The organism is Roseateles agri (assembly GCF_034043675.1).
Classification (GTDB): domain Bacteria; phylum Pseudomonadota; class Gammaproteobacteria; order Burkholderiales; family Burkholderiaceae_C; genus KK5.
Map to the genome: position 1 here is coordinate 102,335 of NZ_JAXCLA010000009.1, position 22,904 is coordinate 125,238.

The following is a 22,904-nucleotide window of genomic DNA, read 5'->3' on the forward strand; positions in this document are numbered from 1 at the left end:
GCGGGATCAGATCAGAACGCCACCGTCCACCACCACGGCCTGCCCGGTGACGAACTTCGATTCGTCGCTGAGCAGGAAGACCACCTGTGGCGCGATGTCGTCCACGGTGGCGAGGCGCCCCATCGGCTGACGGGCGATGAAGTCCTTCTCCGCCTGCACCGGGTCCGCCGCGGCGGCGATGCGGCCGCGCAGCGAGGGCGTGTCCACCGTGCCGGGGCACAGCGCATTGCAGCGCAGGCCGAGCTTGGCGTAGTCGGCCGCGATGGCCTTGGTCATGCCGATCACAGCGGCCTTGCTGGCGCCGTAGACGAAGCGGTTGGTGAAGCCTTTCAGCGATGACGCCATCGAGGCCATGTTGACGATGGACGCCGCCTGGCCCGAGGCCTTCATCTGCTCCAGCATCGCCGGCAGCGTCGCGCGGATCACGCGGTACATGGACTTGACGTTCAGGTCGAAGCTGAAGTCCCAGTCCGCCTCCTCGCATTCGAGGATGCCGCCGTGGTGGACGAAGCCGGCGCAGTTGAACAGGCCAGTCAGCGGCGGCAACGTGGCGGCGAAGCGACGCACGGCCTCGCTATCGCGCACGTCCAGCAGCGCGGTCTCGATGGCCTGCGCCTCCTCGCGCAAGGTGGCGAGCGTGGTCGGGTTGATGTCGGTCGCGATCACGCGGGCGCCTTCGCGGGCGCAGGCGAGGGCGCTTGCACGGCCGATGCCCTGGCCCGCCGCCGTGATCAGCACGGTCTTGCCTTGCAGTCTCATTCGCTTGTCTCCATGGGCGCTCGCGTCGGCGCTGTATTCATGTATGAACTAAATGTTCATAGGAGAATAATTTATGCCAATTCGAGGGACGTGCCCCTGGGACTAACCCTTGGGAGGTGCTCACCGGGGCTTCCGGTATGGTGCCGGGGCTGCTCTAGAAAACTGGTTCCTCGCCCCATGACCTCGGAAGCCGACCGCTACCGCGCCCCCGCCCTCGACAAAGGCCTCGACATCCTCGAACTGCTGGCCGCGCAGCCGCATGGCCTCACGCGCGCCGAAATCGTCAAGGCGATGGGCCGCAGCCCCAGCGAGATCTACCGGATGCTGGAGCGGCTGGTGGCCCGCGAGTATGTGCTGCGCTCCGTCGAGGGAGACCGTTATTCGCTGAGCCTGAAGCTCTATGTGCTGGGTCACCGCCATCCGCCGGTGGACCGGCTCGTCGCCCGCGCGCAGCCGCTGATGGATGCCTATGCCAAGGCGGCCGAGCAGAGCTGCCACCTGAGCATCTACGACCGCGGCAACCTGACCGTCATCGCGCAGACGCCCAGCCCCGGCAACTGGGGCATGTCGATCCCGCTCGGTGCGCGGGTGAGCCTGATCGACACCGGCTCTGGCCACGCCGTGCTGGCCTTCCAGACGCCGCAGCACCGCTCGGAGATGCTGGCCGCCCACGTGGCACTGGACGGCGAGGTGCCGATCGAGCGCGACGAACTCGACGCGATGCTGGAAGAAGTGCGCCGCTCGGGTCTGTGGCTCGGCGAGAGCAAGCAGGCCTGGGGCGTCACCGACATCTCGATCCCGGTGATGGACCCTTATGACGAGGCCATGGCCGTGCTCACCAGCCCCTATGTGCGCCGCATCGATCGCCACATCGGCCCCGACCTGCAACGCGCCTGCGACCTGCTCAAGGAAGCGGCGCGCGGACTCGGCGTCAATGGTTGATCGATGAACGAGCTTTCGAATCCTCTTCACTGGCTGCTGCCCCTGTCGACGCTGGTGCTGGTGGCCGCCGTGCTGCTGGCCTGGTGGCGCGATGGCCGCCGGCTGCGCCAGGCGCTGCGTGCCCATGCGGAAGGTGAGCAGCGCCTGGCCATGGTGCTGGAGGCCAGCAATGCCGCGCAGTGGGAGTGCGACATTCCCCAGCGCGTCTTCTGGCTCAGCGACCGCTACTACCGCCAGCTCGGCTACGAGCCCGGCGCCTTCCCGCCGCGGATCAGCGCATGGCGCGCGCTGGTGCATCCCGACGATATCGACGAGGTGGCGCGCCGTTTCAACTACGCGCTGGAGGCCGACGGGCAGGGCTTCACCGCCGAGTACCGGATGCGCGCCGCGGACGGCGGCTGGCGCTGGATGCTGTCCCAGGGGCAGGTCTTGCGCCGCGGGCCCAAGGGCGAGCCGCTGCTGATGCTGGGCACGCACAGCGACATCCACGAGGCGCGCACCCGCGCCGAGGCGCAGCGCCAGCTGCAGGAGCGTTATCACAAGATCTACGACGCGACGCCGGATGCCCTGGGCATCGGCATCCTGCACGTGCCCAGCGAGCGCTACATCGCCGCCAACCCGAGCATGCTGCGGCTCTCCGGCTACAGCCGCGAGGAGTTCGTCGGCCACACGGCCGCGGAGCTGGGCATCTGGGCCGAGCCCGCCCAGCGCGACCCCTATGTGCAGGAGTTCCTCGCCACCGGCAAGGTCGACGCGATGGACATCACCGTGCGCCGCAAGGACGGCCGCCTGATCCACGGCCTGATCTCCGCCCGCGCGCTGACCGAGGAGGGCGAGCCGCACATGCTGTTCATCTTCCACGACCTCACCGAGCGCATCGAGCTGCAGCGCCAGGCGGACGCCGCCCGCGAGGAGGTCATCGCCGCGGCAGCCGCCAACCAGGCGAAGACCGAATTCCTCTCCCGCATGAGCCACGAGCTGCGCACGCCGATGAACGCCGTGCTGGGCTTCTCGCAGCTGCTGCGCGAATCGGCGCTGCTGCGCAGCGAAGGCTCGCGGCGCGAACGCGAGCAGGTGGACGCCATCCTCAACGCGGGCTGGCACCTGCTCTCGCTGATCGACGACGTGCTCGACATCGCCCGCATCGAATCGGGCCGCGTGCGCGTGGCCTGCGGACCGGTGCCGCTGGCCGGCATCGTGCAGAGCGCGCTGGACCTGCTGCGAACGCAGGCCGCGGCGGCGGGCGTGCAGCTGCTGGCCGAGCCGCAAGCGCACGAGGTGCCCGAGGTACCCGTGATGGTGCTGGCCGACGAAGTCCGGCTGCGCCAGGTGCTCGTGAACCTGCTGAGCAATGCGATCAAGTACAACCGCCCAGGCGGCAGCGTGCGCGTGGACGGCGTGCTGCGGCAGCAGGAAGACGGCTCGGCGATCTATGAGCTGCGCCTGGCCGACGACGGCCTGGGCATGAGCGAGCAGCAGCTCTCGCACCTGTTCGAGGCCTTCAACCGCCTGGGCCGCGAGCACGATGGCATCGAAGGCGTGGGCATCGGCCTGGTGCTGAGCCGCAGCCTGCTGGAGCTGATGGGCGCCACGATCCGGCTGGAGAGCGAGCCCGGCCGCGGGACGACGGTGTTCCTGGGCCTGCCGCTGGCGAGCGATCAGAGCAGCCAGAGCGCGCCGTAGGCCGGTGGCGCGGGCCAGGTGGCGGCCTCAGGCAAGTCCTGACCCCGTTCGGCCCGCCAGCGCCGCGCCAGCATCCAGCCGCCATGGCCGATGAGGATGCGCGCGCCGGCCGGCGGCGACCACGCCGCCACGCGTTCCAGAAGCGCCGCGAGGCTTTCGCCGCCGACCGAGGCGTAGCCGGCGAAGTCGGCAATCCAGGCATCGACGGCGGCCGCGCCGATATCGTCCCAGCGCCGGCCATCCCAGGCGCCGAAGTCGATCTCGCGCAGCGCGGGATCGATGTGCAGCCGCCAGCCCCAGCGCTTCAGCCAGCGGCCGACGTCGGCCGAGCGGCGCAGCGGCGAGCAGCAGGCGAAGTGCGGCAGCCGTTCGCGCCGCGCGTGCTGCTGGATGCGCCGGGCCAGGCGCTTAGCGCGGCGGCGGTGCACGGGCAGATCGGTGCCGGCGCCGATGCAGCGGCCGGCCGCGCCTTCGGGTCGCGGATGGCGCCAGACCAGCAAGGGGCTCATGAGGCGGCGGCCAGCACCAGCAGCACGGCCAGCTCGCTCAACTGCTGGCAGGCGCCCAGGTTGTCGCCGGTGTAGCCGCCGAGGCGCCGCTTCAGCCAGCGGCGCATCCACAGCACGAGGGCGGCGAGCGCCAGCAGCGCGGCAACGAGTCGCAGCAGGGGCAGCAGCGCGATTCCCGCGACCAGGGTCCAGCCGAGCGCGAGGGCCAGCGTGTCGGTGCCCGCCTGCGTCGCCAGCGGCTTGGCCTTGGCGTGCTCGATGTCGCCGGCATAGGGCAGCAGGCGCATCAGCACGACCGGCGCGGCGCGCGAGGCGGTGTGCGCGAAGACGAGGCCTGCCAGCGCCAGTGGCGCATTGGCCGTCAGCGCCGTGAGCGTGGCGGCCTTCAGGCCCAGCATCAGCAGCAGGCCCAGCGCGCCGTAGCTGCCGATGCGCGAGTCCTTCATGATCGCCAGCGCCTTCTCGTGGCTCACCGCACCGCCGAGGCCGTCGCAGGTATCGGCCCAGCCGTCCTCGTGGAAGCCGCCGGTGAACCAGACGCTCACCGCCATCGACAGGCCCACCGCCACGGCCGGCGGCCACAGTTTCAGCGCCGCCCAGAGCACCAGCGCGGCCACGATCCCCACCAGCGTGCCCACCGCCGGGAACCAGCGCGCGCAGTGCTGCAGCCACGCCGGCTGGTAGCCGACCCAGCGCGGCACCGGGCAGCGCGTCAGGAACTGCAGCGCCACGAAGAAGAGCCGCAACTGGTGTTGCATCAGGCCTTCTCGCTGACCCCGGCGGAGGCGAAGCTGGCCATCTCCTTGAGGATGCGGCAGGCTGATTCCAGCAGCGGCCAGGCCAGTGCCGCGCCCGAACCTTCGCCCAGGCGCAGGCCGAGGTCGAGCAGGGGCTCGGCGCCCAGCGCCTCCAGCATCAGCGCATGGCCGCTCTCGTTCGAGCGGTGCGCGAACACGCAGCGTTCGAGGACTGCCGGCTGCAGCTTCGCGGCGACCAGCACCGCGCTGCCGGTGATGAAGCCGTCGACGACGATCACGCGCCGCTCCAGCGCCGCCTGCAGCACGGCGCCGACCATCATCGCGATCTCGAAGCCGCCGAAGGCAGCCAGCGCCTCCAGCGGCGCTGCCACGCCCGCATGGCGCTCCAGCACCTGCGCCAGCACGGCCGTCTTGCGCGCGAGCTGCGCGTCGTCAAGACCTGTCCCCCGGCCGGTGCAGGCCTCGATCGGCAGGCCCTGCAGGCGCGCCAGCAGCAGCGCGGCGGCCGAGGTGTTGGCGATGCCCATCTCGCCCAGCAGCAGCGCGTTGCCGGGCCGCTGCTGCAGTAGCTCGCGGCCGGCGGCGATCGCCTGCAGGCACTGCGCCTCGCTCATCGCGGGCTGCTGCGAGGAGTCGGCTGTGCCGCGCGCGATCTTGGCGATGGCCAGGCCCTCGCGCGGCGCGAAATCGTGGGCGACGCCAGCATCGACCACCGTCAGCGCCAGACCGTGCTGGCGCGCCAGCACGCTGACCGCAGCGCCGCCGGCCAGGAAGTTCTCCACCATCTGCCAGGTCACGTCGCTCGGGAAGGCCGAGACGCCGCGCGCCGCCAGGCCGTGGTCGCCAGCGAAGACCATCATCTGCGGCGCCACCAGCGCCGGCGGCTCGCTGCCGAGGATCAGGCCCAGGCGCAGCATCAGCGTCTCCAGACGGCCTAAAGCGCCGAGCGGCTTGGTCTTGGTGTCGATGCGCTGCTGCAGGCGGGCGGCGAGGTCGGCGTCGTGCAGCGAGGGAATGTGAGGGATCGGGTTCGTCATCGGATCAGGTCCAGGAGCGCGCCGGGCGCGAAGTGGGGGTCAATGAAATCGGCGAGGCCGTCGAAGACTTCGTCCAGGCTGCGCAGGCCCTGGCCGAACAGTGCCCGCATCACGGCCGGCTGCTCGAACAGGCCGTGCGCGTAGACGCCCAGCACCGGGCCCTGCTGCCAGCCGATAGCCTCGCCTGCTTGCGTCGTCATCGCCACCGTGGCGGGGGCCATGGCGGGGTGCTGGGCCGTGCGGCCTTGGCGGATCTCGTAGCCCTCGGCAGCGACCCCATCGAGCGCCTGCCAGGGGCCGCTGCAGGCGAAGCGCACCTGCGCCGGGCGCAGCAGCTTCTCGCGCTCGTACTGCGTGACCAGCGGCAGCAGGCCGAGGCCCGGCGCATTGCCGTCCAGCTCAAAGGGGTCGAGCAGGCTCTCGCCGAGCATCTGCAGGCCGCCGCAGATGCCCAGCACCGGCCGGCCTTCGGCCGCATGGGCGTTGACGGCCGCGTCGAGCTCGCGCGAGCGCATCCAGGCCAGGTCCGCGGCGACGGACTTGGAACCGGGCAGGATGATCCAGTCGGCCTCCGTCAGTCCCTGCAACTGCGCCGGCTCGCGCGCCCAGACGAGGCGCACGCCGGGCGTGCCGCGCAGCGGCTGGAACTCGTCGAGGTTGGAGATGCGCGGGTAGGCGACGACGGCGATCGTCTTGCCGCTGCCGGTCGAGGCCTCGTCGAACACGCCGTCCTCCTCCGGCAGGCCGTGGCCGCGCCACATCGGCAGCACGGCCACCGTCGGCACGCCGGTCAGCGCCTGCAACTGCTCGGGGCCGGGCGCCAGCAGCGCCGCATCGCCGCGGAAGCGGTTCAGCACGAAGCCGCGGATCAGCGCGCGCTCATCCGCCGGCAGCAACTGGTGCGTGCCGTACAGGTGCGCGAAGGCGCCGCCGCGGTCGATGTCGGTGACCAGCAGGCAGGCGGCATTCGCCTCGCGGGCCGTGCGCATGTTGACGTAGTCGCTGGCATGCAGATTGATCTCGGCCGGGGAGCCGGCGCCCTCGATGACGACCAGATCGTTCTCGGCCATCAGCTCGTGTAAGGCCTTACGTGCACGGGGCCACAGCGCCTCGCTGCGCTGGCGCCAGGGCATGCGGCTCAGCGCGGCGTCGACCTCACCGAGCACGACGACCTGGCTCTGCGTGTCGGCCTCGGGCTTCAGCAGCACCGGATTCATGCGCACCTCGGGCACGCGGCGGGCTGCCAGGGCCTGGAAGTACTGCGCGGAGCCGATCTCGCCCATGCGGCCTTCCAGGCCGGGAACGACGCGGGCGTTGTTGCTCATGTTCTGGGCCTTGAAGGGCGCGACCTTCAGGCCCTGGCGGGTGTACCAACGGCACAGCGCGGTGGCGAGCCAGCTCTTGCCGGCGTTGCTGGTGGTGCCGAGCACCATGACGGCTTTGCCGGTCATCACAGCGCCTCCTTCAACGCGTCTTGCGATTCCGGCGGCAAGGCGGCGATGCGGACCCAACCGGCGAGTCCAAACGAGGCGGCGTCGCGCAGCTTGATGCCCTGTTCCCGCAACGCGGCCATGTCCAGCGGCGCCGGCGGCTTGGCGAGCCAGAAGGGCGTGCAGCCCTTGTCGAGCTGGCGCCAGTTGAAGCCCGCCAGCAGCGCGCGCTGCGACGCGGCCCAGTCGCGCAGCTGTGCGCGGCTTTCGGCCAGCCAGGTCTGCGTGGCCTGATCGTGCCAGTGCGCCAGCATCGCCTCGCCTTCGGCGGCGAGCACCCAGCTCGGCGCCAGCGACAGCATCCGCGACCAGGCCTCGTCCTGCGCCGGCGCCAGCAGGTAGGCGGCGCGTATGCCCGTCAGGCCCAGGGCCTTGTTCGGGCAGTGGAGCTGCCAGCAGCCATCCGGCACGCGGGTGGGCTCGCCGCTCAGGCGCAGCGGCTCGTAGGCGCAGTCCACGACGATGATCGATCCGGCCGCGCGCCCCGCCAGCTCGGCCAATGCCTCGCTGCCCAGGCAGGTGCCGGTCGGGTTGCGCGGTTCGCAGACCCAGACCAGTGCGGGCTGCTGTGGCTGCAGCTCCTGTGCGTTGGCATAGCTGCGGACCTCGAGGCCCAGCGCGGCGGCGGCCAGTGCGTAGTCGCCGAAGCCCGGCTGCGGCACCCACACCTCACGCAGGCCCTTCAGTTGCGCGGCGAGGGTCAGCCGGCGGATCGCCTCGGCGCCGCCGGAGGCGGGCAGGATCTGTTCGGGATCGGCGCCGTGCGCGATGGCCAGTGTGCGGCGCAGTGCGCGGTACTGCGGATCGGGATAGCGGCGGCGGTCAGCCTCCTGCACGGCTTGCCACAGCGCCGGCGGCGGGCCCAGCGGGTTCGCGTTGGTGGAGAAGTCGTGCGCGATCGGCGGGCCGCCATCGGGGCCGCCGTGGATCGCGAGCAGCGTCGTCTTCATCGATGGACTCCCACGGCCAGCAGGGCGAGCGCGATCGTACTGACGATCAGCGCCTGCGTCGTGCAGGCGATCGCGTCGGCGATGTCGTCGGCGCGTGGCGCGCGGCCCGTCGCGTTCAAGTTGTAGATACCGGGCTTGCCGAGCTTCAGGCCCAGGCGCAAGGCCATCGCTGCCATCGGCCAGCCACTGTTGGGCGAGGGCGTGCGGGTCGCTTCGCGGGCCAGCCCGCGCCGCCAGCCGATCATCGCCACGGCGGTGATGCGGGCGGGGATCCAGGACAGGACGTCGTCGGCCCGTGCCGCCCACTTGCCGCTCCACTCGCGGTGGTCTCGGTAGCCCCACATCGCATCGGCCGTGTTGGCGAAGCGGTAGACCGCGGCGCCGGGCAGGCCCAGTAGCGCGAACCAGAACAGCGGGGCGACGACCGAGTCGTTGAGGTTCTCGGCCAGGGTCTCGATCGCGGCCTCGCGGACCTCGGTCGCATCGAGCGCCGTGGTGTCGCGGCTCACCAAACGGGACAGGCGCTGACGCCCAAGTTCGACGGATTGCTGCAAGGCCGCTTCCACGGCCTGCACCTCGTCGCGCAGCATGCGCCAGGCCAGCAGCGGCTTCAGCGCCAGGCCCAGCAGCAGCGCGGGCAGCACCCACTGCAGGGCCAGCGCCAGGCCGCCGACCAGCGCCGCGCCGAGCAGCCAGACCAGCGCGCCGCCGATGAAGGCCGCGGCAGGTGACAGCGCGTGCAGATGCCGGCCGACGGTGCCCAGGTAGCGGCCCATGCCGACAACGGGATGCAACCAGGCCGGCGGTTCGCCGAACAGGCGGTCGACCGCCAGCGCGAAGAGCATCGCCAGCGGCAGCATGGCAGCGTTCATGCCTGCGGCAGGGCCAGCCACTGGCCCTCGACCTTCAGCAGCCGAAGTCGCTGCTCGAAGACCTGCTGCAGCGCGTCGCGCGTTGACTCGTCTTCAGGGCTGCCCTGATGCACGACGCGGCCGGCAGCCATCACGACGAGTTCGTCGGCCTGCAGCGCCACGTTCAGCTCGTGCAGCACGCTGACGACGGTGCGGCCGGCGGCGACCAGCGTGCGGACGATCGCCAACCAGTCGGCCTGGTGCGGCGGGTCCAGGTGCGCCAGCGGTTCATCCATCATCAGGAGCGGCGCCTGCACGGCCAGTGCGCGCGCCAGCAGCACGCGCTGGCGCTCGCCGCCGGAGAGCGTGCCGAGCCGGCGCTCGCGCCAGTCCCAGCTCTGGGTCTGCTGCATCGCGGCCTGCACGGCGGCATGGTCGGCACTGCTCGGCGCGGCCAGCCAGGCCTGGTGTGGCAGGCGGCCGAGCATGACGACGTCGAAGGCGGTCAGGTCTTCGCCGCCGGATTCGTTCTGGCCCAGCCAGGCGAGCGCGCGGGCACGCTGCTTCGTCGGCCAGTCGTGCAGCGGGCGCGCGTCCAGCAAGACCTGACCCTCGAAAGGAATCAGGCCGCAAAGCGCCCGCAGCAGCGTCGACTTGCCGGCACCGTTCGGGCCGACGACGGCGGTCCAGCGACCGGCAGGCAACTCCAGCGCGATGTCGCGCAGGATCTCGTGGCCCTGCAGGCTCACTCGATGCAGCGAGCAGCTGAGAGCGCTCATGCAGCGCCCCTCCGTTGTCGGCGATTCATCAGCACCAGCAGGTAGGCGCCGCCGAGGATGGAGGTAACGATGCCCACCGGCAGCTCCTGCGGTGCGAACAGCCAGCGCGCGAGGATGTCGGCCGCCAGCAGCAGCACGCCGCCGGTGCAGGCGGAGAGGCCCAGCAGCCGGCCGTGCGTCGTCGGGCACAGGTTGCGCACCAGATGCGGCGCGACCAAGCCGACGAAGGCGATCATGCCGGCCTGGGCGACGGCGGTGCCGGTGGCCAGGGCGAAGGCCGCGATCAGCACGATGCGCATCAGGCCCAGGCGCACGCCCAGCGACTGCGCGGTGGATTCGCCGAGGGTCAGTGCGTCGAGCGCGCGGCTGCCCGCCATCGCGATGGCCAGGCTGGCGACCAGCGCCGCACCCATCAGCGTGACGCCGGGCCAGCCGAGCAGGCCGGTCGAGCCGAGCAGGAAGGCCTGCATCTCGCGCATGATGTCGGCCTTCATCAGCATCAGCAGGTTGGTGCCGGCGGTGAGCACCACGCCGACGACGACGCCGGCCAGCAGCAGCCGCAGCGTGTGCTCGGCGCCGCGCGCGAGCATCAAGGTCAGTAGCACACCCGCCAGGCAGCCGACGAAGGCCGCGCCGGACAAGCCCAGCTTGTGCATGCCGATCGAGATACCGATCGCACTGCCGAACACGGTCAGCGACAGCGCAACGCCCAGGCCCGCGCCGGCGGCGCCGCCGAGCAGGTAGGGATCGGCCAGCGGGTTGCGGAACAGGCCCTGCGCGATCGCGCCGGCCAGGCCCAGCAACGCGCCGGCCGCCCAGGCGCCCAGCGAGCGCGGCAGGCGGATGTCCCAGACGATCTGGCGACCGATCTCGTCCGCCGGCCAGCCGATGCCGGTGCTGCCGACCGTGATGCCCAGCAGCAGCAGCGCCGCCGACAGGGCCAGCAGGATGGCCAGCAGCGGGGCAGGGCGTGTCATCGGGCCTTGCTCGCGGTATCTCTCAAGCAACGAGCCATGATCTGCGCCGCTTCCGCCAGGCGCGGGCCGGGGCGCACGAGCACGTCGCCTTCTTCGCGGGTGAAGACGCAGATGCGCTTGTCGCGCACGGCGGAGATGCGGTTCCAGCCGGGCCGGTCGACGACGCCGCCGGCATCGCGCTGGCCCATCATGATGACCTGCGGGTCCGCTTGGACGACGAACTCCGGATTGATCTTCGGGAACGGGCCCATGCTGGCCGGGATGATGTTGCGCGCGCCCAGGCGGCTCAGCAACTCGCCCATGAAGGACGACTCGCCGGCGGCGTAGGGGCCGCTGGCCACCTCGTAGTAGACGCGCGCGCCCTTGGCTAAAGCCGGCAGGCTCTGCGCGGCGGCGCCGACACCGGCCTCGATGCGGTGCCAGACCCGCCCGGCATCGGGCACTGCCAGCAGGGTGCCCAGCTTGCCGAGCACGCGCTCGACGTCGCGGTAGGACTTGCTGTCCATCACGACGACGGCGAGCCCCAGCGACTGCAGCCGCTCGGCTACGCGCGAGGACGGCGCGACCAGCACGACGTCGGGCTTCAGCGCGACGATCATCTCGACGTTGGTGTCGTCCATGCCGCCGAGCTTGGGCAGCGCGTCCACCGAGGCCGGGAAGTTGGAATAGCGGTCGACGCCGACCAGCTTCGCGCAGGCACCCAGCTCGCAGACCGACTCGGTCAGCGAGGGCACCATGCTGACGATGCGCCGCGGCGGCGCGGACCACTGGCTGGTGCGGCCGAGGTCGTCCTTCAGCTCGTAGGCCTGGGCGCCGGCGGCGAGCGTCGTCAGCAGCAGGGAAAGAAGCAGTCTTTTCATGGTGTGGGGATGACGGTGCGGCTCCAGGGCTGGCCGGCCACCATCAGCGTGAGTGTCCTGCAACGGCTGGCCACGGCCTGGTTCAGCCGGCCCAGTTCGTCGACGAAGAAGCGCGCTTCGCGGCTCATCGGCGACACGCCCCAGCCGACCTCGTTGGAGATCATGATCAACGGCGAGGGCAGGTCCGGCATCAGGTCCAGCAGGGCCTGGCGCTCGCGCTGCCAGGCGTGCAGGTCGGACGGGCCTTCCAGCGGCATCAGCCAGTTGGTGAGCCACAAGGTCAGGCAATCGACCAGCAGCAGGCGGCCGGGCTGGGCCTCGGCGCGCAGCACCTCGGCCAGCGCCAGCGGCGCCTCGACGGTGCGGAAGGCGGCGGGGCGCATCGCGCGGTGATGCGCGATGCGCTCGGCCATCTCCTGGTCGCCGGCCTGCGCGGTGGCGATTACGCAGACCTCCTGGCCTGAGGCCAGGGCCAGCCGCTCGGCTTGCCCCGACTTGCCGCTGCGCTGGCCGCCGACGATCAGGTGATGGCCGATCCTCACAGCGTCGGCGTGTAGCGCAGGCCGATGAAGACCGTGCGCGGCGCCGAGGCGTAGCCGGTGGCGGTCGAGTAGGGCTTGTCGGCGGCGTTGTCGACGTTCAGCTGCAGGCTCAGGTCGCGACGGATCTTGTACGCGGCTTCCAGGTTCAGCAGCGCATAGCCGCCCAGGGCCTGCTTGTTGGCCGCATCGTTGTAGCGCTGGCCGGAGAACTGCACGTTGCCGCCGAAGGTCCAGTCGGCCAGGGTCGTGTCGGCGCGCAGGGTGCCGAAGGTCTTGGCGCGGCGCTGCAGGATCAGGCCGGTGGCCGTGTTCTTCGGCGCCTGCAGGTCCAGCGTGGCGCCGAGGTTCACGATGCCCAGCTTGGTGCCGGCGGCAAGGCTCAGGCCCTGCAGCCGCGCCTGCGCGACGTTCTGGTAGCAGCCGAAGGTGCTTTGGCAGGTGCCGGCCGCGCCGAAGACGATCAGGTCGTTGACGCGGTTGCGGTAGGCGGTGGCGGAGAACTCGTTGTCGCCGACGTTGTACTTCAGTCCGATCTCGACGTTATGGCCGCGTTCGGCATTCAGCGGCTGGACGCCGGGGAGGCTCAGGTCGGGGCCGTAGACGGTGCCGATCTGGTACAGCGTGGGCGCACGGAACGAGTTGCCGGCCGAGGCCACCACACGCAGGCCCGGCGCGAACTCGTAGCCGGCCATCAGGGTGCCGGTGTTGACGCCGCCGAACTGGCTGTCGTCGTCGCGGCGCGCAAAGGCCTGGACGTTCAGCGGGCCGGTGTGCAGCAGGTAGCCCAGCGCCAGCGCGTTCTCGTGCCGCTTGCCGACGCCGGCGGTGACGAGGCCGGTGTTGTCGAGCAGGTCTTCGCGCCGCTCCGCGAGGACGGTGACTTGCTGGCCGGCGGCGAGCATGTAGGAACCGTTCAGCGAGACGGTGCGCACGCGGGTGTCGGTGACGTAGGCGTCCGGCTTGGTCTCGTAGTGCTCCTTCGACTCGCCGACGCTCAGCTGCGTCTGCAGCGCGGGCAGCCATTGCGCCTTCCAGCTGAGGCCGGTGGCGCGGGTGTCCTGGATGCTGTGGTCGTCGGCATCGGGCGTGAAGGTGGAGTCGTCGTACTGGCCGTCGACATGGCTCTTCAGCGCGGTGAGTTCGACGCGGTGCTGTGCGTTCAGCTGTGCGCCCAGGCGCAGGCTGCCGCTGTGGCTGCGCCAACCGTCGCGGTCGGGCAGATAGGAGAAGGTGTTGGCCGGGGTCGTGGCGTTGAAGCCGTCGCTGCGTTCGCCGGCCAGCGAGACGGCGTAGTCGAACATGCCGTTGCCACCGCTGATGCTGGCGTCGGCGCGGCGCGTGCCGAGGTTGCCGGCGCCGATGCCGAGGTCCAGCTGTGTCTTACCGGCCACGCCCTTGCGGGTGAAGATCTGCACAACGCCGCCGACGGCGTCGGAGCCGTAGATGGCGCTGGCCGGGCCCTTGAGGATTTCGATGTGGTCGATCTGGCTCAGCGGGATGCCGTTCCAGCTGGCGCCGCCGGTCGATTGCGAGTCGACCCGCACGCCGTCGATCAGCACGACCGTGTGGCGCGTCTCGGCACCGCGGATGAACAGCGAGGTCGTCGATGCGGGCGTGCCGTTGCGCGTCATCTCGACGGCGCCGGTGTTGCGCAGCAGGTCGGCCACGCCGCCGAAGCCTTGGCTCTCGATCTGCTCGCGGGTGATGACGGTCAGGTCGGCGATCACCTCGCTGAGCTTCTGCGGCTCGCGGGTGGCGGTGACGACGACGGGATCGATCTGCTCGGCCGCGTGGACGGAGACGACGGACGAGGAAAGCGCGGCCAGGGCGGCCAGCGCAAGACGGGTGTTGCGATGAGTCATGGATAGGGTCGCGAGGGACCGATGGATACAAGCCCAGGCGTTCAGCTCACCCGCTGAGCGCCTGTCGTTCGATGCGTGCTGACAAGCGCGCCGCATCACCTTGTTGGCCGGTATCCGGGCTGGTGGAGGCGACCCTTGAGTCCTTCCCAGTGCAGCGAAGCACCAGTGGAGCGAGTACAAGAGTTGGAGCCGAAAGGAGGCTCCGTCCACTTACCGTTGCGGGGACAGCTCAGGTTGGGCGCGCCTCGGCGAGGTCCACCTTCCTGATTCCCGTTTAACTGCATCGGCCTTGGGGGCCGGCGCGAGCACCAACAGCGCGGGATTCTAGCCGGCGGTGACCTTCGGTTTGTGCGGGCGCTTGAGCTTGGGCCGCTTGGTGACCAGCGGCTGTGGTGCGCTGGCGGGCTGCACGGGCGCCGCGGCGGGGCTCATGCGGCCGGCAGCGGCGGTGCGGCGGCGTTGCTCGGCTTCCTGCTTCAGGCGGTCCTTCTGCAGCGCATCGGCCTGCTTCGCGTCACGGGCGGCGAGCTGGCGTGCGGCCTGCTCGTCGGCGGCGCTCGGCTGGTCGTAGGCGACCTGCTCGGCCGTGGCCTTCGGGTTGGCGGGACAGGGCGCGTCGCGCAGCTCGCGACCGTCCTTGCCGCAGCGGTACACAGTGGCGCTGCGGGATTCGGTCTGCGCGGCTGCGTCGAGGCTGAGCGTTAGGGCCGCTAGGGCAAGAGTCATCAGGACGAACGAGGGCGCAGACCGGTACTTCATGATTCGGCTTCCTTCGAGGCGGGGATGGCTTCGGGCTTGGGTTCCGGCTTCGGCGGCTTCGGGCGCGGCGGCTTGGCGTGGATCTTCGTCATCGCCTTGTCGAGCTGGCCGGACAGCATCTGCGGCACCGCGTCCATCGACTTCTGGATGCAGTCCTCGATCAGTTGCCGCTCGGCGATCGGCGGGCGGCGCAGCACGTAGCCGGAGACTTCGGCCTTGATGCCGGGGTGACCGATGCCCAGGCGCAGGCGCCAGAAGTTGGCGCTGCCGAGCTGGGCCTGCATGTCCTTCAGTCCGTTGTGGCCGCCGTTGCCGCCGCCCTGCTTGAACTTCATCTGGCCGGGCTCGATGTCGAGCTCGTCGTGGATCGCCAGGATCTCCTCCGGCGCGATCTTGAAGAAGCGCGCCAGCGCGGCGACCGACTTGCCGCTGAGGTTCATGTAGGTCATCGGCTGCAGCAGCCAGATCGGGCCGTCGGTGCCCGGCGCGTTGTTGACCCTCGCGACGAGGCCGAAGTAGCTGCTCTCGGGCCGGGGCTGCACGTTCAGGCCGCGGGCCAGCGCGTCGATCCACCAGAAGCCGGCGTTGTGGCGGGTCTGCTCGTATTCATGGCCCGGATTGCCGAGGCCGACAAAGAGTCGAATCATGGGGCGGGATTATCGGCGGGCGCCGGAAAGCAAAAGGCCCCGCAGAGCGGGGCCTTCGCAGCAGGAAGCTGGGGGGAAGAATTACTTCTTGCCCTTCTTCTTGCCCTTGCCGTCGTCGGCGGCCGGAGCGGCGGCGACGATGACTTCTTCAGCGACCGGCGGAACGGCCGTGGCGATGGCCGGGTTCGGCTTGCCGTGCACGATGGCCTTGACGCCGGCGGGCAGCTTCAGGTCATTGACGTGCAGCGAGTGACCCAGGGTCAGGCCGCTCAGGTCGACTTCGATGAACTCGGGCAGTTGCTGGGCCAAGCAGCTGATCAGCAGCTCGGTGATCACGTGGTTGACCGTGCACTTGTCGGTCTTGACGGCCGGCGATTCGGCTTCGCCGATGAAGTGCAGAGGGATCTTCTTGGTGATCTTCGTGGTGCTGTCCACGCGCTGGAAGTCGCAGTGCAGCACTTGCTGCTTGTACGGGTGCATCTGGAAGTCACGCAGCAGCACTTGCGACTTGGCGCCGTTCAGTTCCATCTCGAGGATGGTGCTGTGGAAGGCTTCCTTCTTCATGGCGTGGAACAGCGCGTTGTGATCCAGCTCGATCATGGTCGGCTCGCCGGCGCCGTAGACGATGCCCGGAACCTTGCCCGAGATACGCAGGCGGCGGCTCGCTCCGGTCCCCTGCAGCTTGCGCTCGAAAGCGGTGAATTGCATAGTTAACTCCAAAAGTTGCCGGCTCATCCCCATGACGGGCCGGTTTGCAGGGCCCGCGACCAGGCTCCTGCGTTTGTCGCGCTCAGGACAACGTCAGAAGTTGTTGTTCTGCTCGCTAAACAAAGAGGTGACCGATTCGCCGTCCGAGATGCGGCGGATCGTTTCGGCAAAGAGGAAGGCAACCGACAGCTGGCGGATCTTGCCGCAGGCCTTGGCCGCTTCGTTCAAGGGAATGGTGTTGCTGATGACGACTTCGTCGAGCGCCGACTTCGAGATGCGCTCGATCGCCGGGCCCGACAGGATCGGGTGGGTGCAATAGGCGAACACGCTTTTGGCGCCGCGGTCTTTCAGCACCTCGGCGGCCTTCACCAGCGTGCCGGCCGTGTCGATCATGTCGTCCATGATCACGCAGTTGCGGCCGTCGATCTCGCCGATCACGTGCATCACTTCGGAGACGTTGGCGGCCGGGCGGCGCTTGTCGATGATGGCCAGGTCGCAGCCGAGCTGCTTGGCCAGCGCGCGGGCACGCACAACGCCGCCGACGTCGGGGCTGACGACCACCAGGTTCGAGTAGTTGCGGGCCTTCAGGTCGGACAGCAGGACCGGGCTGGCGTAGATGTTGTCGACCGGAATGTCGAAGAAGCCCTGGATCTGATCGGCGTGCAGGTCCATCGTCAGCACGCGCTCGACGCCGACGGTTTCCAGCAGGTTGGCGACGACCTTGGCCGAGATCGGCACGCGCGTCGAACGCGGGCGGCGGTCCTGGCGGGCATAGCCGAAGTAGGGGATCACGGCGGTGATGCGGCGTGCGCTGGCGCGCTTCATCGCATCGACCATGATCAGCAGTTCCATCAGGTTTTCGTTCGTCGGCGCGCAAGTGGGCTGGACGATGAAGACGTCGCGGGCGCGCACGTTCTGCTGGATCTCGACGGTGACTTCACCATCGGAGAAACGACCGACGACGGCCTTGCCCAGCTCGAGACCGAGATGGGAAGCGATTTCCTGGGAGAGGACCGGGTTTGCGTTGCCGGTGAAGAGGACGGTATTGAGCAGCACGGGCCATCCTTTTGAGAGAGGACCCGAGGCCACTGCCCGCGTGTCCCGGTCTTACGAAACAGAGCCTGCGCGGCGGCAGGCTCTCAGAACGTTTGGCAGGGGAGGAAGGACTCGAACCCTCGCATGTCGGAATCAAAATCCGATGCCTTGACCAACTTGGCGACTCCCCTACACAGGACACAGCAGAGCTGCTGCACCCTATCAACTTGTCTCAGTCTCTTGCCCAGCCCTTCAAGGGGTGATGCTCCAGACTGCGGCACATCCTTCCAATCCATCCTGCAGGAAACTCGCCCTGCAACATTGTCGCCGTGGATTGATCGACTGTGCCTTTTTCAGTACTTTCTTCCTTGCTCGCAACGTTCGCAAACACCGCGCTACCTGATCCCGTCATCCGGCTGTTGCCGAACTTCGCTTCCAGTATCGCCAGCGCTTGAACCACTTCAGGGCTTGCTGCTTCTGCCGCTTTCTGCAGATCATTTCTGCCGAAGCCGCTTAGGAAGCGTTCTATTTCCCTCGTTTTGTTCTCGCTGCCGTTGTGTGCAGGAAAGCCCGCTACTATAGCCACGGAATCGGACCTTGCCAAGAGAGGCGAGGAAAAAATTTCCTTGGTGGCGATGCTGGCGGCCGGTTTGATCACGGCGAAACGCTGGGCCGGCAATTCGATCGGATGCAGGATTTCGCCGATGCCTTCGACAAACGCGTGCGTTCCGCCCAGGAAGAAAGGCACGTCAGCACCGAGACTCAAACCCAGTTCTTTTAATTTTTGTAAAGACAGGTTCAGACCCCACAGCCGGTTCAGCGCGAGCAGGGTGGAGGCCGCGTCGGACGAGCCGCCGCCCATGCCGGCGCCGGCGGGCAGGCGCTTCTCGATGTGGATGTCGGCACCCAAGGTGCAGCCGCTGGCGGCTTGCAGCGCGCGAGCGGCGCGCAGGCACAGGTCGTCCGGCGGCAGGCCGGCGCCTTCGCTGTCGTGGCGGGCCAGTTGACCGTCGGTGCGGCGCTCGAAGTGCAGCGTGTCCGCCCAGTCGATCAAGGCGAAGATCGATTGCAGCAGGTGATAGCCGTCGGGTCGCTTGCCGACGACGTGCAGGAACAGGTTGAGCTTGGCCGGGGCGGGGACGTCGTAGATCGCGTGCATGCAGTGCTTAGGTTTTATCGATGCGGGCCTTCAGCGTCACCGCCGGTTCCGCCTTCCGTGTGGCGACGATCAGGCCCTCGCCGAAGTGCGACAGGTCGATCTGCCAGCCGAGCTGCTCGAAGCCCGTGCCCTGCGCCGTGTGCGCCGCCTGCGACCAGGGCTTGCCCTGCAGCCAGTCGAACAGCGCGGCCACAGGAATCGCTTCGCCGAGCATCTCGCGCGTCAGCGCATCGAGATCGTCGAAGCGGCGCTCGTCCTCGGGCGTCTGCAGTCGCACGTCGCCATCGCGCCAGACGGCACGAGCGACCAGGCTGCCCAGCGGGGTCGATAGTTCGAGTTGCCCGGCCGTGGGCTGGCCGCTCAGCTCGAAGGCGCCGTTGCCGCCGCTGGCCTTGCCGCCGGCCACGCCGGCCACCTGGACGCTGAGCCGGCCGCTCAGGTGCAGGTCGCCTTCGCTCGCCTCACGCTGCTGATGCTTCAGGCTGGCGCAACCGGCCAGCATCGCGCAGGCCATCAACAGCGATGCATGCTGCCTCATCACAGCTTGGCCTTCAGGCGGTTCAGCGTTTCCAGCAGAGCTTCGTTCTTCGGCTCGCGCTTGGCGCCTTCCTGCCAGACACGGCGCGCCTCGTCCTGCTCGCCGGCGATCCACAGCACCTCGCCGAGGTGGGCGGCAATCTCGGTGTCAGGTCTTGCCTGGTAGGCCTCGCGCAGCAGGCGCAGCGCCTCGGTGCGGTTGCCGAGCTTGAACTCGACCCAGCCCATGCTGTCGATGAAGAAGGGCTCCTTCGGCGCGTAGCTGAGCGCCTTGGCGATCAGGCCGCGCGATTCCTCCAGCCGTACGCCGCGATCGGCGAGCGAGTAGCCCAGCGCGTTGTAGGCATTGGCGTAGTCGGGCTTCAGTGCGATCACGCGCTTCAGCAGCGTCTCCATCTCGTCGACGTTGTTGAGCTTCTCGGCCATCATCGACTGCTCGTAAAGCAGATCCACGTCCTCGGAGAAGCGCTCGTTCGCGCGCTTGAGCACGTCGTGCGCGGCCTGCCAGAGCCTGGCCTCGCGCAGCAGCTGTGCCTCGGCGAGCATCTTCGCGCGGGCATCGGCATCGCTGTCGCCGGCCTGCGGCTGCAGCAGCTTGCGGCCCTGGTCCAGCTTGTCCTGCCGCGCCAGCAGCGAGGCGCGCCGGTAGAGTGTCTCGATCTTGCGATCGGGGCGGTCGATCTTCTGCAGCCAAGCCTCGGCCGCCTTCACGTCGCCGCGCATCTCGGCCGCCTGCGACAGCATCAGCCAGGCCTGCTGGCGCGCTTCGGCAATCATCAGGCCGTTGTCGGTATCGGTCGCGGGAACGTCGGCAAGACGCTTCAGGTATTCGGTCAGCGCGGTTTCGGCGGCCGCGGCATGGCGCAGGTCGAGCTCCATGGCGCCGAGCGCGAACCAGGCGGACACCGTGTCGGGCGCCGCCTCGATGACGGCGCGGAACTCCCGCGCCGCATCTTCCGGCCGCTGTGCGCGGGCCAGTGCGCGGCCGTAGGCCAGGCGCAGCGCGTTGTTGGTGGGCTGGGCCTTCAGCCGGGCGGTAACCAGTGCCTCCGCCTCGGGCTGGCTGGGCATCAGGTCCAGCGCGAGTTGCATCGTGTCTTCGAGCTGCGGGGAGCTTTCGGCCAGCTCGCGGGCGAGCTTCAGTGCGGTGGCCGTATCACCGGCTGCCTGCGCGAGCCGGGCCTGCGCGACCAGCGCCATGTCGTGCGTCTGCGGATCCTTGGCGGAGGATTGCAGGACGGGCTCCAGCGCCTGGTAGACCTTCAGTGGCTCGGTGGCGCGCTGGAAGGTGCGCGGCAGCACGGCGAGCACCATCGGGCGCTGCTCGGCCGGCGTCAGCTGCAGCAGTTCGCGCAGCGGATCGGCGACCTCGCTCGGGCGGTTCAGCAGCGCCAGCAACTGCACGACCATCTGGTGTGCCGCGAGCGACGTGGGAATCGCGTTGGCCCAAGCCTTGGCCGCGCCCAGCGCCTGCTCGCCCGCGCGTGCCTGCAGCGCGATGTTGACGACGCGCTTGAAGAGTTCCTCGTCCTGCGTGCGCCGCGCGGCGTCCAGCAGCACCTGGTAAGCGACGCCGGCCTGGCCGGTGCTCAGCTCCATCTCGCCGACCAGCAACTGGTAGAACAGCGGCGCGTCCATCACGGAGTTCGTGGGTTCGTCCTCCTGCGGTGCACTGGCAGCCGGCGAGCTTGGCACAGCGGCCGAAGGCGCCGTGGCAGCCCAGGCAGGAAGGCCGCCGAACAGGCTGGCGACGAGCAGCGCCGCCGGTGCTAAGGCCGGTAATGAAGGCTTGCTGCGACGGTACGTTGCGGGCATGAATGCTCCTGGAAGACGGACAAACATTCTGCCCCGATATCATCTTGGGATGCCTGAACTCCCTGAAGTCGAAGTCACCCGCCGCAGCTTTGCCGATGCGATCGAAGGGGCCACGGTGCTGCAGGCGCGCCTGGGAAAACCACTGCGCTGGCCGCTGGGCCTCGCAACCGAAAGCCTGGCCGGCGCACGCGTCGGCGCGGCCACCCGAAGAGGTAAATATTTGTGGCTCCCCGTGTCACGGGCGAATGGATCTTCGGGCGGCTTGCTGATGCACCTGGGCATGTCAGGCTCGCTGGGTTTCACGGCGGATGCGCCCGAGCCGGGGCTGCACGACCACTTCGACCTGCTGACCGATCGCGGCCTGCTGCGCCTGCATGATCCGCGGCGCTTCGGCGCCGTCGTCTGGTCCGATTCGCTGGCGCACGATCCGGCGGCCAAGCTGCTGGCGGGCCTGGGCCTGGAGCCCTTCGATCCGCGCTTCGACGGCGCCCACCTGCATGCCGGGCTCAGCGGTCGGCGCGTTGCCGTCAAGCTGGCGCTGCTCGCGGGCGACATCGTCGTCGGTGCCGGCAACATCTACGCCTGCGAGGCCCTGTTCCTCGCCGGCATCGACCCGCGGCTGCAGGCCGCCAAGCTGAGCCGGCCACGGGCCGCGAAGCTCGCGCATGCGGTAAGCAGCGTGCTGGCACGCGCGTTGGAGGCCGGCGGCACCACCTTGCGCGATTTCCGCGATGCGCACGGCGTGGCCGGCAGCTTCCAGATGCAGGCGCAGGTCTATGGCCGCGAAGGCGAGCCCTGCTTCACCTGCGGCACGAAGATCCGCCGCATCACGCAGGGTCAGCGCTCGACCTTTTTCTGCCCCTCATGCCAAAAGAAGTAAAGCCTCAGGTCGAGGCATCGCTGCCGCTCGAATTCGGCCCGCTGCTGGTCGTCTGGCAGCGCAGCCATGGCCGCAATGCGCTGCCCTGGCAAAACACGCGGGACCCGTACCGCGTCTGGCTGTCGGAAATCATGCTGCAGCAGACGCAGGTGACGACGGTGCTGGGCTACTACTCGCGCTTCCTCGAACGCTTCCCGACCGTCGTCGACCTCGCCGCCGCGAGCCTCGACGAGGTGCTGGCGATGTGGCAAGGCCTGGGCTACTACAGCCGCGCGCGCAACCTGCATGCCTGCGCGCGGGCCGTGGCCGAGCGGTACCGGGGCGAATTCCCGCGCAGCGCGGCCGAACTGGAGACACTGCCCGGCATCGGCCGTTCCACCGCTGCCGCGATCGCGGCCTTCTGCTTCGGCGAACGCGTCGCGATCCTCGACGGCAACGTGAAGCGCGTGCTGACGCGGCTGCTGGCTTTCGGTGGCGACATGGCCAGCAGCGCCGAGGAGAAGAAGCTCTGGGCACTCGCCACCGCGCTGCTGCCCGACAAGGGCATCGAGGCCTACACGCAGGGCCTGATGGACCTGGGCGCCACGGTCTGCACCGCCCGCTCGCCGCAGTGCCTGCTGTGCCCCGTGTCCGACCTGTGCCGGGGCAGGGCGCAGGGCGATCCCACCGTGTTCCCGGTCAAGACGAAGAAGCTCAAGCGCAGTCGGCGCGAGAACTGGTGGCTGTGGCTGGAGCGCGAAGGCCGCGTGCTGCTGCAGCAGCGGCCGCAGACCGGCGTGTGGGCGGGGCTGTGGAGCCTGCCGATGTACGAGGACGAATCCGCGCTGATGAGTGCAGCCGGCACGCTCGGCGCCGAGCTGGAGACGATGCCGCGGATCGAGCATGCGCTGACCCATTTCGACTGGGTGCTGCACACGCGCCGCGCCGAACTCGCCGCTTTGCCGGCGGGCGCTCCCGATGGAGAATGGGTGGCTCGCGAGCGCCTGGCCGAATACGCCTTGCCGGCTCCGCTGAAGAAACTGATTACTTGAGCGTCATCACGATGAAACCAGCCGTCAAGAGTGCCGTCGAATCCGCCCTGGTCGCCCTGCTCGCGGCCGGTTGCTGCCTGTGGTTCCTGATCTCCGCGGCCAACCTGGAAGATCCGCCGGCGGCGCGCATGGCCTTCCTGGGCATCGGCCTGGGCTGCTCCATCGTGGCCCACTGGACCTTCATGGGCGTGGTGCTGAAGCGCAGCGGTCGCGGGCTGTTCCCGTGGATGCTGGCGATCGTGCTGATGGGGCCGGTGGGCACGGCCGCGCTGCTGGCGCTGCTGGCCTCCGAAGACAACCAGCAGACGGCGGCCTGAAGCTCGCCGATCAGTGG

General features: G+C 69.4%; 24 protein-coding genes, 1 tRNA gene and 1 riboswitch. Of the genes, 5 read left to right on the forward strand and 20 right to left on the reverse strand.

Going from position 1 to position 22,904, the window contains the following annotated elements; translation table 11 throughout:
- Positions 1-6: 6 nt before the first annotated feature.
- Positions 7-759 carry an SDR family oxidoreductase gene (locus SNE35_RS25550; RefSeq protein WP_320425864.1) on the reverse strand — a complete coding sequence of 251 codons (753 nt, stop codon included), beginning with the start codon at positions 757-759 and terminating at the stop codon, positions 7-9.
- A gap of 177 nt (positions 760-936) precedes the next feature.
- Here SNE35_RS25550 and SNE35_RS25555 point away from each other — a divergent pair, with 177 nt between their 5' ends.
- Together SNE35_RS25555 and SNE35_RS25560 are read left to right on the forward strand one after the other, a co-directional pair.
- On the forward strand, positions 937-1,701 hold the full coding sequence (locus tag SNE35_RS25555; protein ID WP_320425865.1) for an IclR family transcriptional regulator: 765 nt from the start codon (positions 937-939) through the stop codon (positions 1,699-1,701).
- A 3-nt stretch (positions 1,702-1,704) separates the two neighbouring features.
- Positions 1,705-3,384: a PAS domain-containing sensor histidine kinase gene (locus SNE35_RS25560; protein WP_320425866.1), complete on the forward strand. Its 1,680-nt coding sequence runs from the start codon at positions 1,705-1,707 to the stop codon at positions 3,382-3,384.
- Here the strand turns inward: SNE35_RS25560 and SNE35_RS25565 are convergent.
- The 19 genes from SNE35_RS25565 to SNE35_RS25655 form a co-directional block, all read right to left on the reverse strand.
- Positions 3,360-3,893: a histidine phosphatase family protein gene (locus tag SNE35_RS25565; RefSeq protein ID WP_320425867.1), complete on the reverse strand. Its 534-nt coding sequence runs from the start codon at positions 3,891-3,893 to the stop codon at positions 3,360-3,362. The genes SNE35_RS25560 and SNE35_RS25565 overlap by 25 nt on opposite strands.
- Complete coding sequence (locus SNE35_RS25570; protein WP_320425868.1) at positions 3,890-4,651, reverse strand: adenosylcobinamide-GDP ribazoletransferase; 762 nt, start codon at positions 4,649-4,651, stop codon at positions 3,890-3,892. The genes SNE35_RS25565 and SNE35_RS25570 overlap by 4 nt, the downstream gene beginning before the upstream one ends.
- Positions 4,651-5,688 carry a nicotinate-nucleotide--dimethylbenzimidazole phosphoribosyltransferase gene (gene cobT / locus SNE35_RS25575; protein ID WP_320425869.1) on the reverse strand — a complete coding sequence of 346 codons (1,038 nt, stop codon included), beginning with the start codon at positions 5,686-5,688 and terminating at the stop codon, positions 4,651-4,653. Before cobT ends, SNE35_RS25570 begins: the two co-directional genes overlap by 1 nt.
- Positions 5,685-7,139, reverse strand: a complete 1,455-nt coding sequence (locus SNE35_RS25580) for a cobyric acid synthase (protein ID WP_320425870.1) — start codon at positions 7,137-7,139, stop codon at positions 5,685-5,687. Before SNE35_RS25580 ends, cobT begins: the two co-directional genes overlap by 4 nt.
- Positions 7,139-8,128 carry a pyridoxal phosphate-dependent aminotransferase gene (locus tag SNE35_RS25585; RefSeq protein ID WP_320425871.1) on the reverse strand — a complete coding sequence of 330 codons (990 nt, stop codon included), beginning with the start codon at positions 8,126-8,128 and terminating at the stop codon, positions 7,139-7,141. Before SNE35_RS25585 ends, SNE35_RS25580 begins: the two co-directional genes overlap by 1 nt.
- The gene (gene cbiB, locus SNE35_RS25590) at positions 8,125-9,000 is read right to left on the reverse strand and encodes an adenosylcobinamide-phosphate synthase CbiB (RefSeq protein ID WP_320425872.1); all 876 of its coding nucleotides are present in this window, start codon (positions 8,998-9,000) and stop codon (positions 8,125-8,127) included. The genes SNE35_RS25585 and cbiB overlap by 4 nt, the downstream gene beginning before the upstream one ends.
- Positions 8,997-9,758, reverse strand: a complete 762-nt coding sequence (locus SNE35_RS25595; RefSeq protein WP_320425873.1) for an ABC transporter ATP-binding protein — start codon at positions 9,756-9,758, stop codon at positions 8,997-8,999. Before SNE35_RS25595 ends, cbiB begins: the two co-directional genes overlap by 4 nt.
- Positions 9,755-10,735, reverse strand: a complete 981-nt coding sequence (locus tag SNE35_RS25600) for a FecCD family ABC transporter permease (RefSeq protein WP_320425874.1) — start codon at positions 10,733-10,735, stop codon at positions 9,755-9,757. The genes SNE35_RS25595 and SNE35_RS25600 overlap by 4 nt, the downstream gene beginning before the upstream one ends.
- Positions 10,732-11,595, reverse strand: a complete 864-nt coding sequence (locus SNE35_RS25605) for an ABC transporter substrate-binding protein (RefSeq protein ID WP_320425875.1) — start codon at positions 11,593-11,595, stop codon at positions 10,732-10,734. The genes SNE35_RS25600 and SNE35_RS25605 overlap by 4 nt, the downstream gene beginning before the upstream one ends.
- Entirely contained in the window at positions 11,592-12,137 is a 546-nt protein-coding gene (cobU, locus tag SNE35_RS25610) for a bifunctional adenosylcobinamide kinase/adenosylcobinamide-phosphate guanylyltransferase (protein WP_320425876.1), read from the reverse strand. The genes SNE35_RS25605 and cobU overlap by 4 nt, the downstream gene beginning before the upstream one ends.
- A complete protein-coding gene (locus SNE35_RS25615; protein WP_320425877.1) occupies positions 12,134-13,999 on the reverse strand; it encodes a TonB-dependent receptor plug domain-containing protein in 1,866 nt (621 codons plus the stop codon). Before SNE35_RS25615 ends, cobU begins: the two co-directional genes overlap by 4 nt.
- An 88-nt stretch (positions 14,000-14,087) precedes the next feature.
- Positions 14,088-14,327: riboswitch (cobalamin riboswitch) on the reverse strand.
- Positions 14,324-14,758 (reverse strand): hypothetical protein, encoded by a 435-nt coding sequence (locus SNE35_RS25620; protein ID WP_320425878.1) that lies wholly within the window; start codon positions 14,756-14,758, stop codon positions 14,324-14,326. (Overlaps the previous riboswitch by 4 nt.)
- Positions 14,755-15,405, reverse strand: a complete 651-nt coding sequence (gene pth / locus SNE35_RS25625; protein WP_320425879.1) for an aminoacyl-tRNA hydrolase — start codon at positions 15,403-15,405, stop codon at positions 14,755-14,757. The genes SNE35_RS25620 and pth overlap by 4 nt, the downstream gene beginning before the upstream one ends.
- A gap of 81 nt (positions 15,406-15,486) precedes the next feature.
- On the reverse strand, positions 15,487-16,113 hold the full coding sequence (locus SNE35_RS25630) for a 50S ribosomal protein L25/general stress protein Ctc (protein WP_320425880.1): 627 nt from the start codon (positions 16,111-16,113) through the stop codon (positions 15,487-15,489).
- A 93-nt stretch (positions 16,114-16,206) separates the two neighbouring features.
- A complete protein-coding gene (locus tag SNE35_RS25635) occupies positions 16,207-17,169 on the reverse strand; it encodes a ribose-phosphate pyrophosphokinase (protein ID WP_320425881.1) in 963 nt (320 codons plus the stop codon).
- Positions 17,170-17,262: 93 nt separating this feature from the next.
- Positions 17,263-17,339, reverse strand: a tRNA-Gln gene (locus SNE35_RS25640).
- Positions 17,340-17,380: 41 nt separating this feature from the next.
- Entirely contained in the window at positions 17,381-18,307 is a 927-nt protein-coding gene (gene ispE / locus SNE35_RS25645; RefSeq protein ID WP_320425882.1) for a 4-(cytidine 5'-diphospho)-2-C-methyl-D-erythritol kinase, read from the reverse strand.
- Positions 18,308-18,314: 7 nt separating this feature from the next.
- Entirely contained in the window at positions 18,315-18,845 is a 531-nt protein-coding gene (locus SNE35_RS25650) for an outer membrane lipoprotein LolB (protein ID WP_320425883.1), read from the reverse strand.
- A complete protein-coding gene (locus SNE35_RS25655; RefSeq protein ID WP_320425884.1) occupies positions 18,845-20,659 on the reverse strand; it encodes a tetratricopeptide repeat protein in 1,815 nt (604 codons plus the stop codon). The genes SNE35_RS25650 and SNE35_RS25655 overlap by 1 nt, the downstream gene beginning before the upstream one ends.
- A gap of 49 nt (positions 20,660-20,708) precedes the next feature.
- Between SNE35_RS25655 and mutM the strand changes: the two genes are divergently transcribed.
- Genes mutM through SNE35_RS25670 form a run of 3 tightly spaced genes read left to right on the forward strand, consistent with a single transcriptional unit; the run spans position 20,709 to position 22,887 of the window.
- Positions 20,709-21,539, forward strand: a complete 831-nt coding sequence (gene mutM / locus SNE35_RS25660) for a bifunctional DNA-formamidopyrimidine glycosylase/DNA-(apurinic or apyrimidinic site) lyase (protein ID WP_320425885.1) — start codon at positions 20,709-20,711, stop codon at positions 21,537-21,539.
- Complete coding sequence (mutY, locus tag SNE35_RS25665; RefSeq protein ID WP_320425886.1) at positions 21,524-22,570, forward strand: A/G-specific adenine glycosylase; 1,047 nt, start codon at positions 21,524-21,526, stop codon at positions 22,568-22,570. The genes mutM and mutY overlap by 16 nt, the downstream gene beginning before the upstream one ends.
- Positions 22,567-22,887: a hypothetical protein gene (locus SNE35_RS25670; RefSeq protein ID WP_320425887.1), complete on the forward strand. Its 321-nt coding sequence runs from the start codon at positions 22,567-22,569 to the stop codon at positions 22,885-22,887. Before mutY ends, SNE35_RS25670 begins: the two co-directional genes overlap by 4 nt.
- Positions 22,888-22,904: the final 17 nt, after the last annotated feature.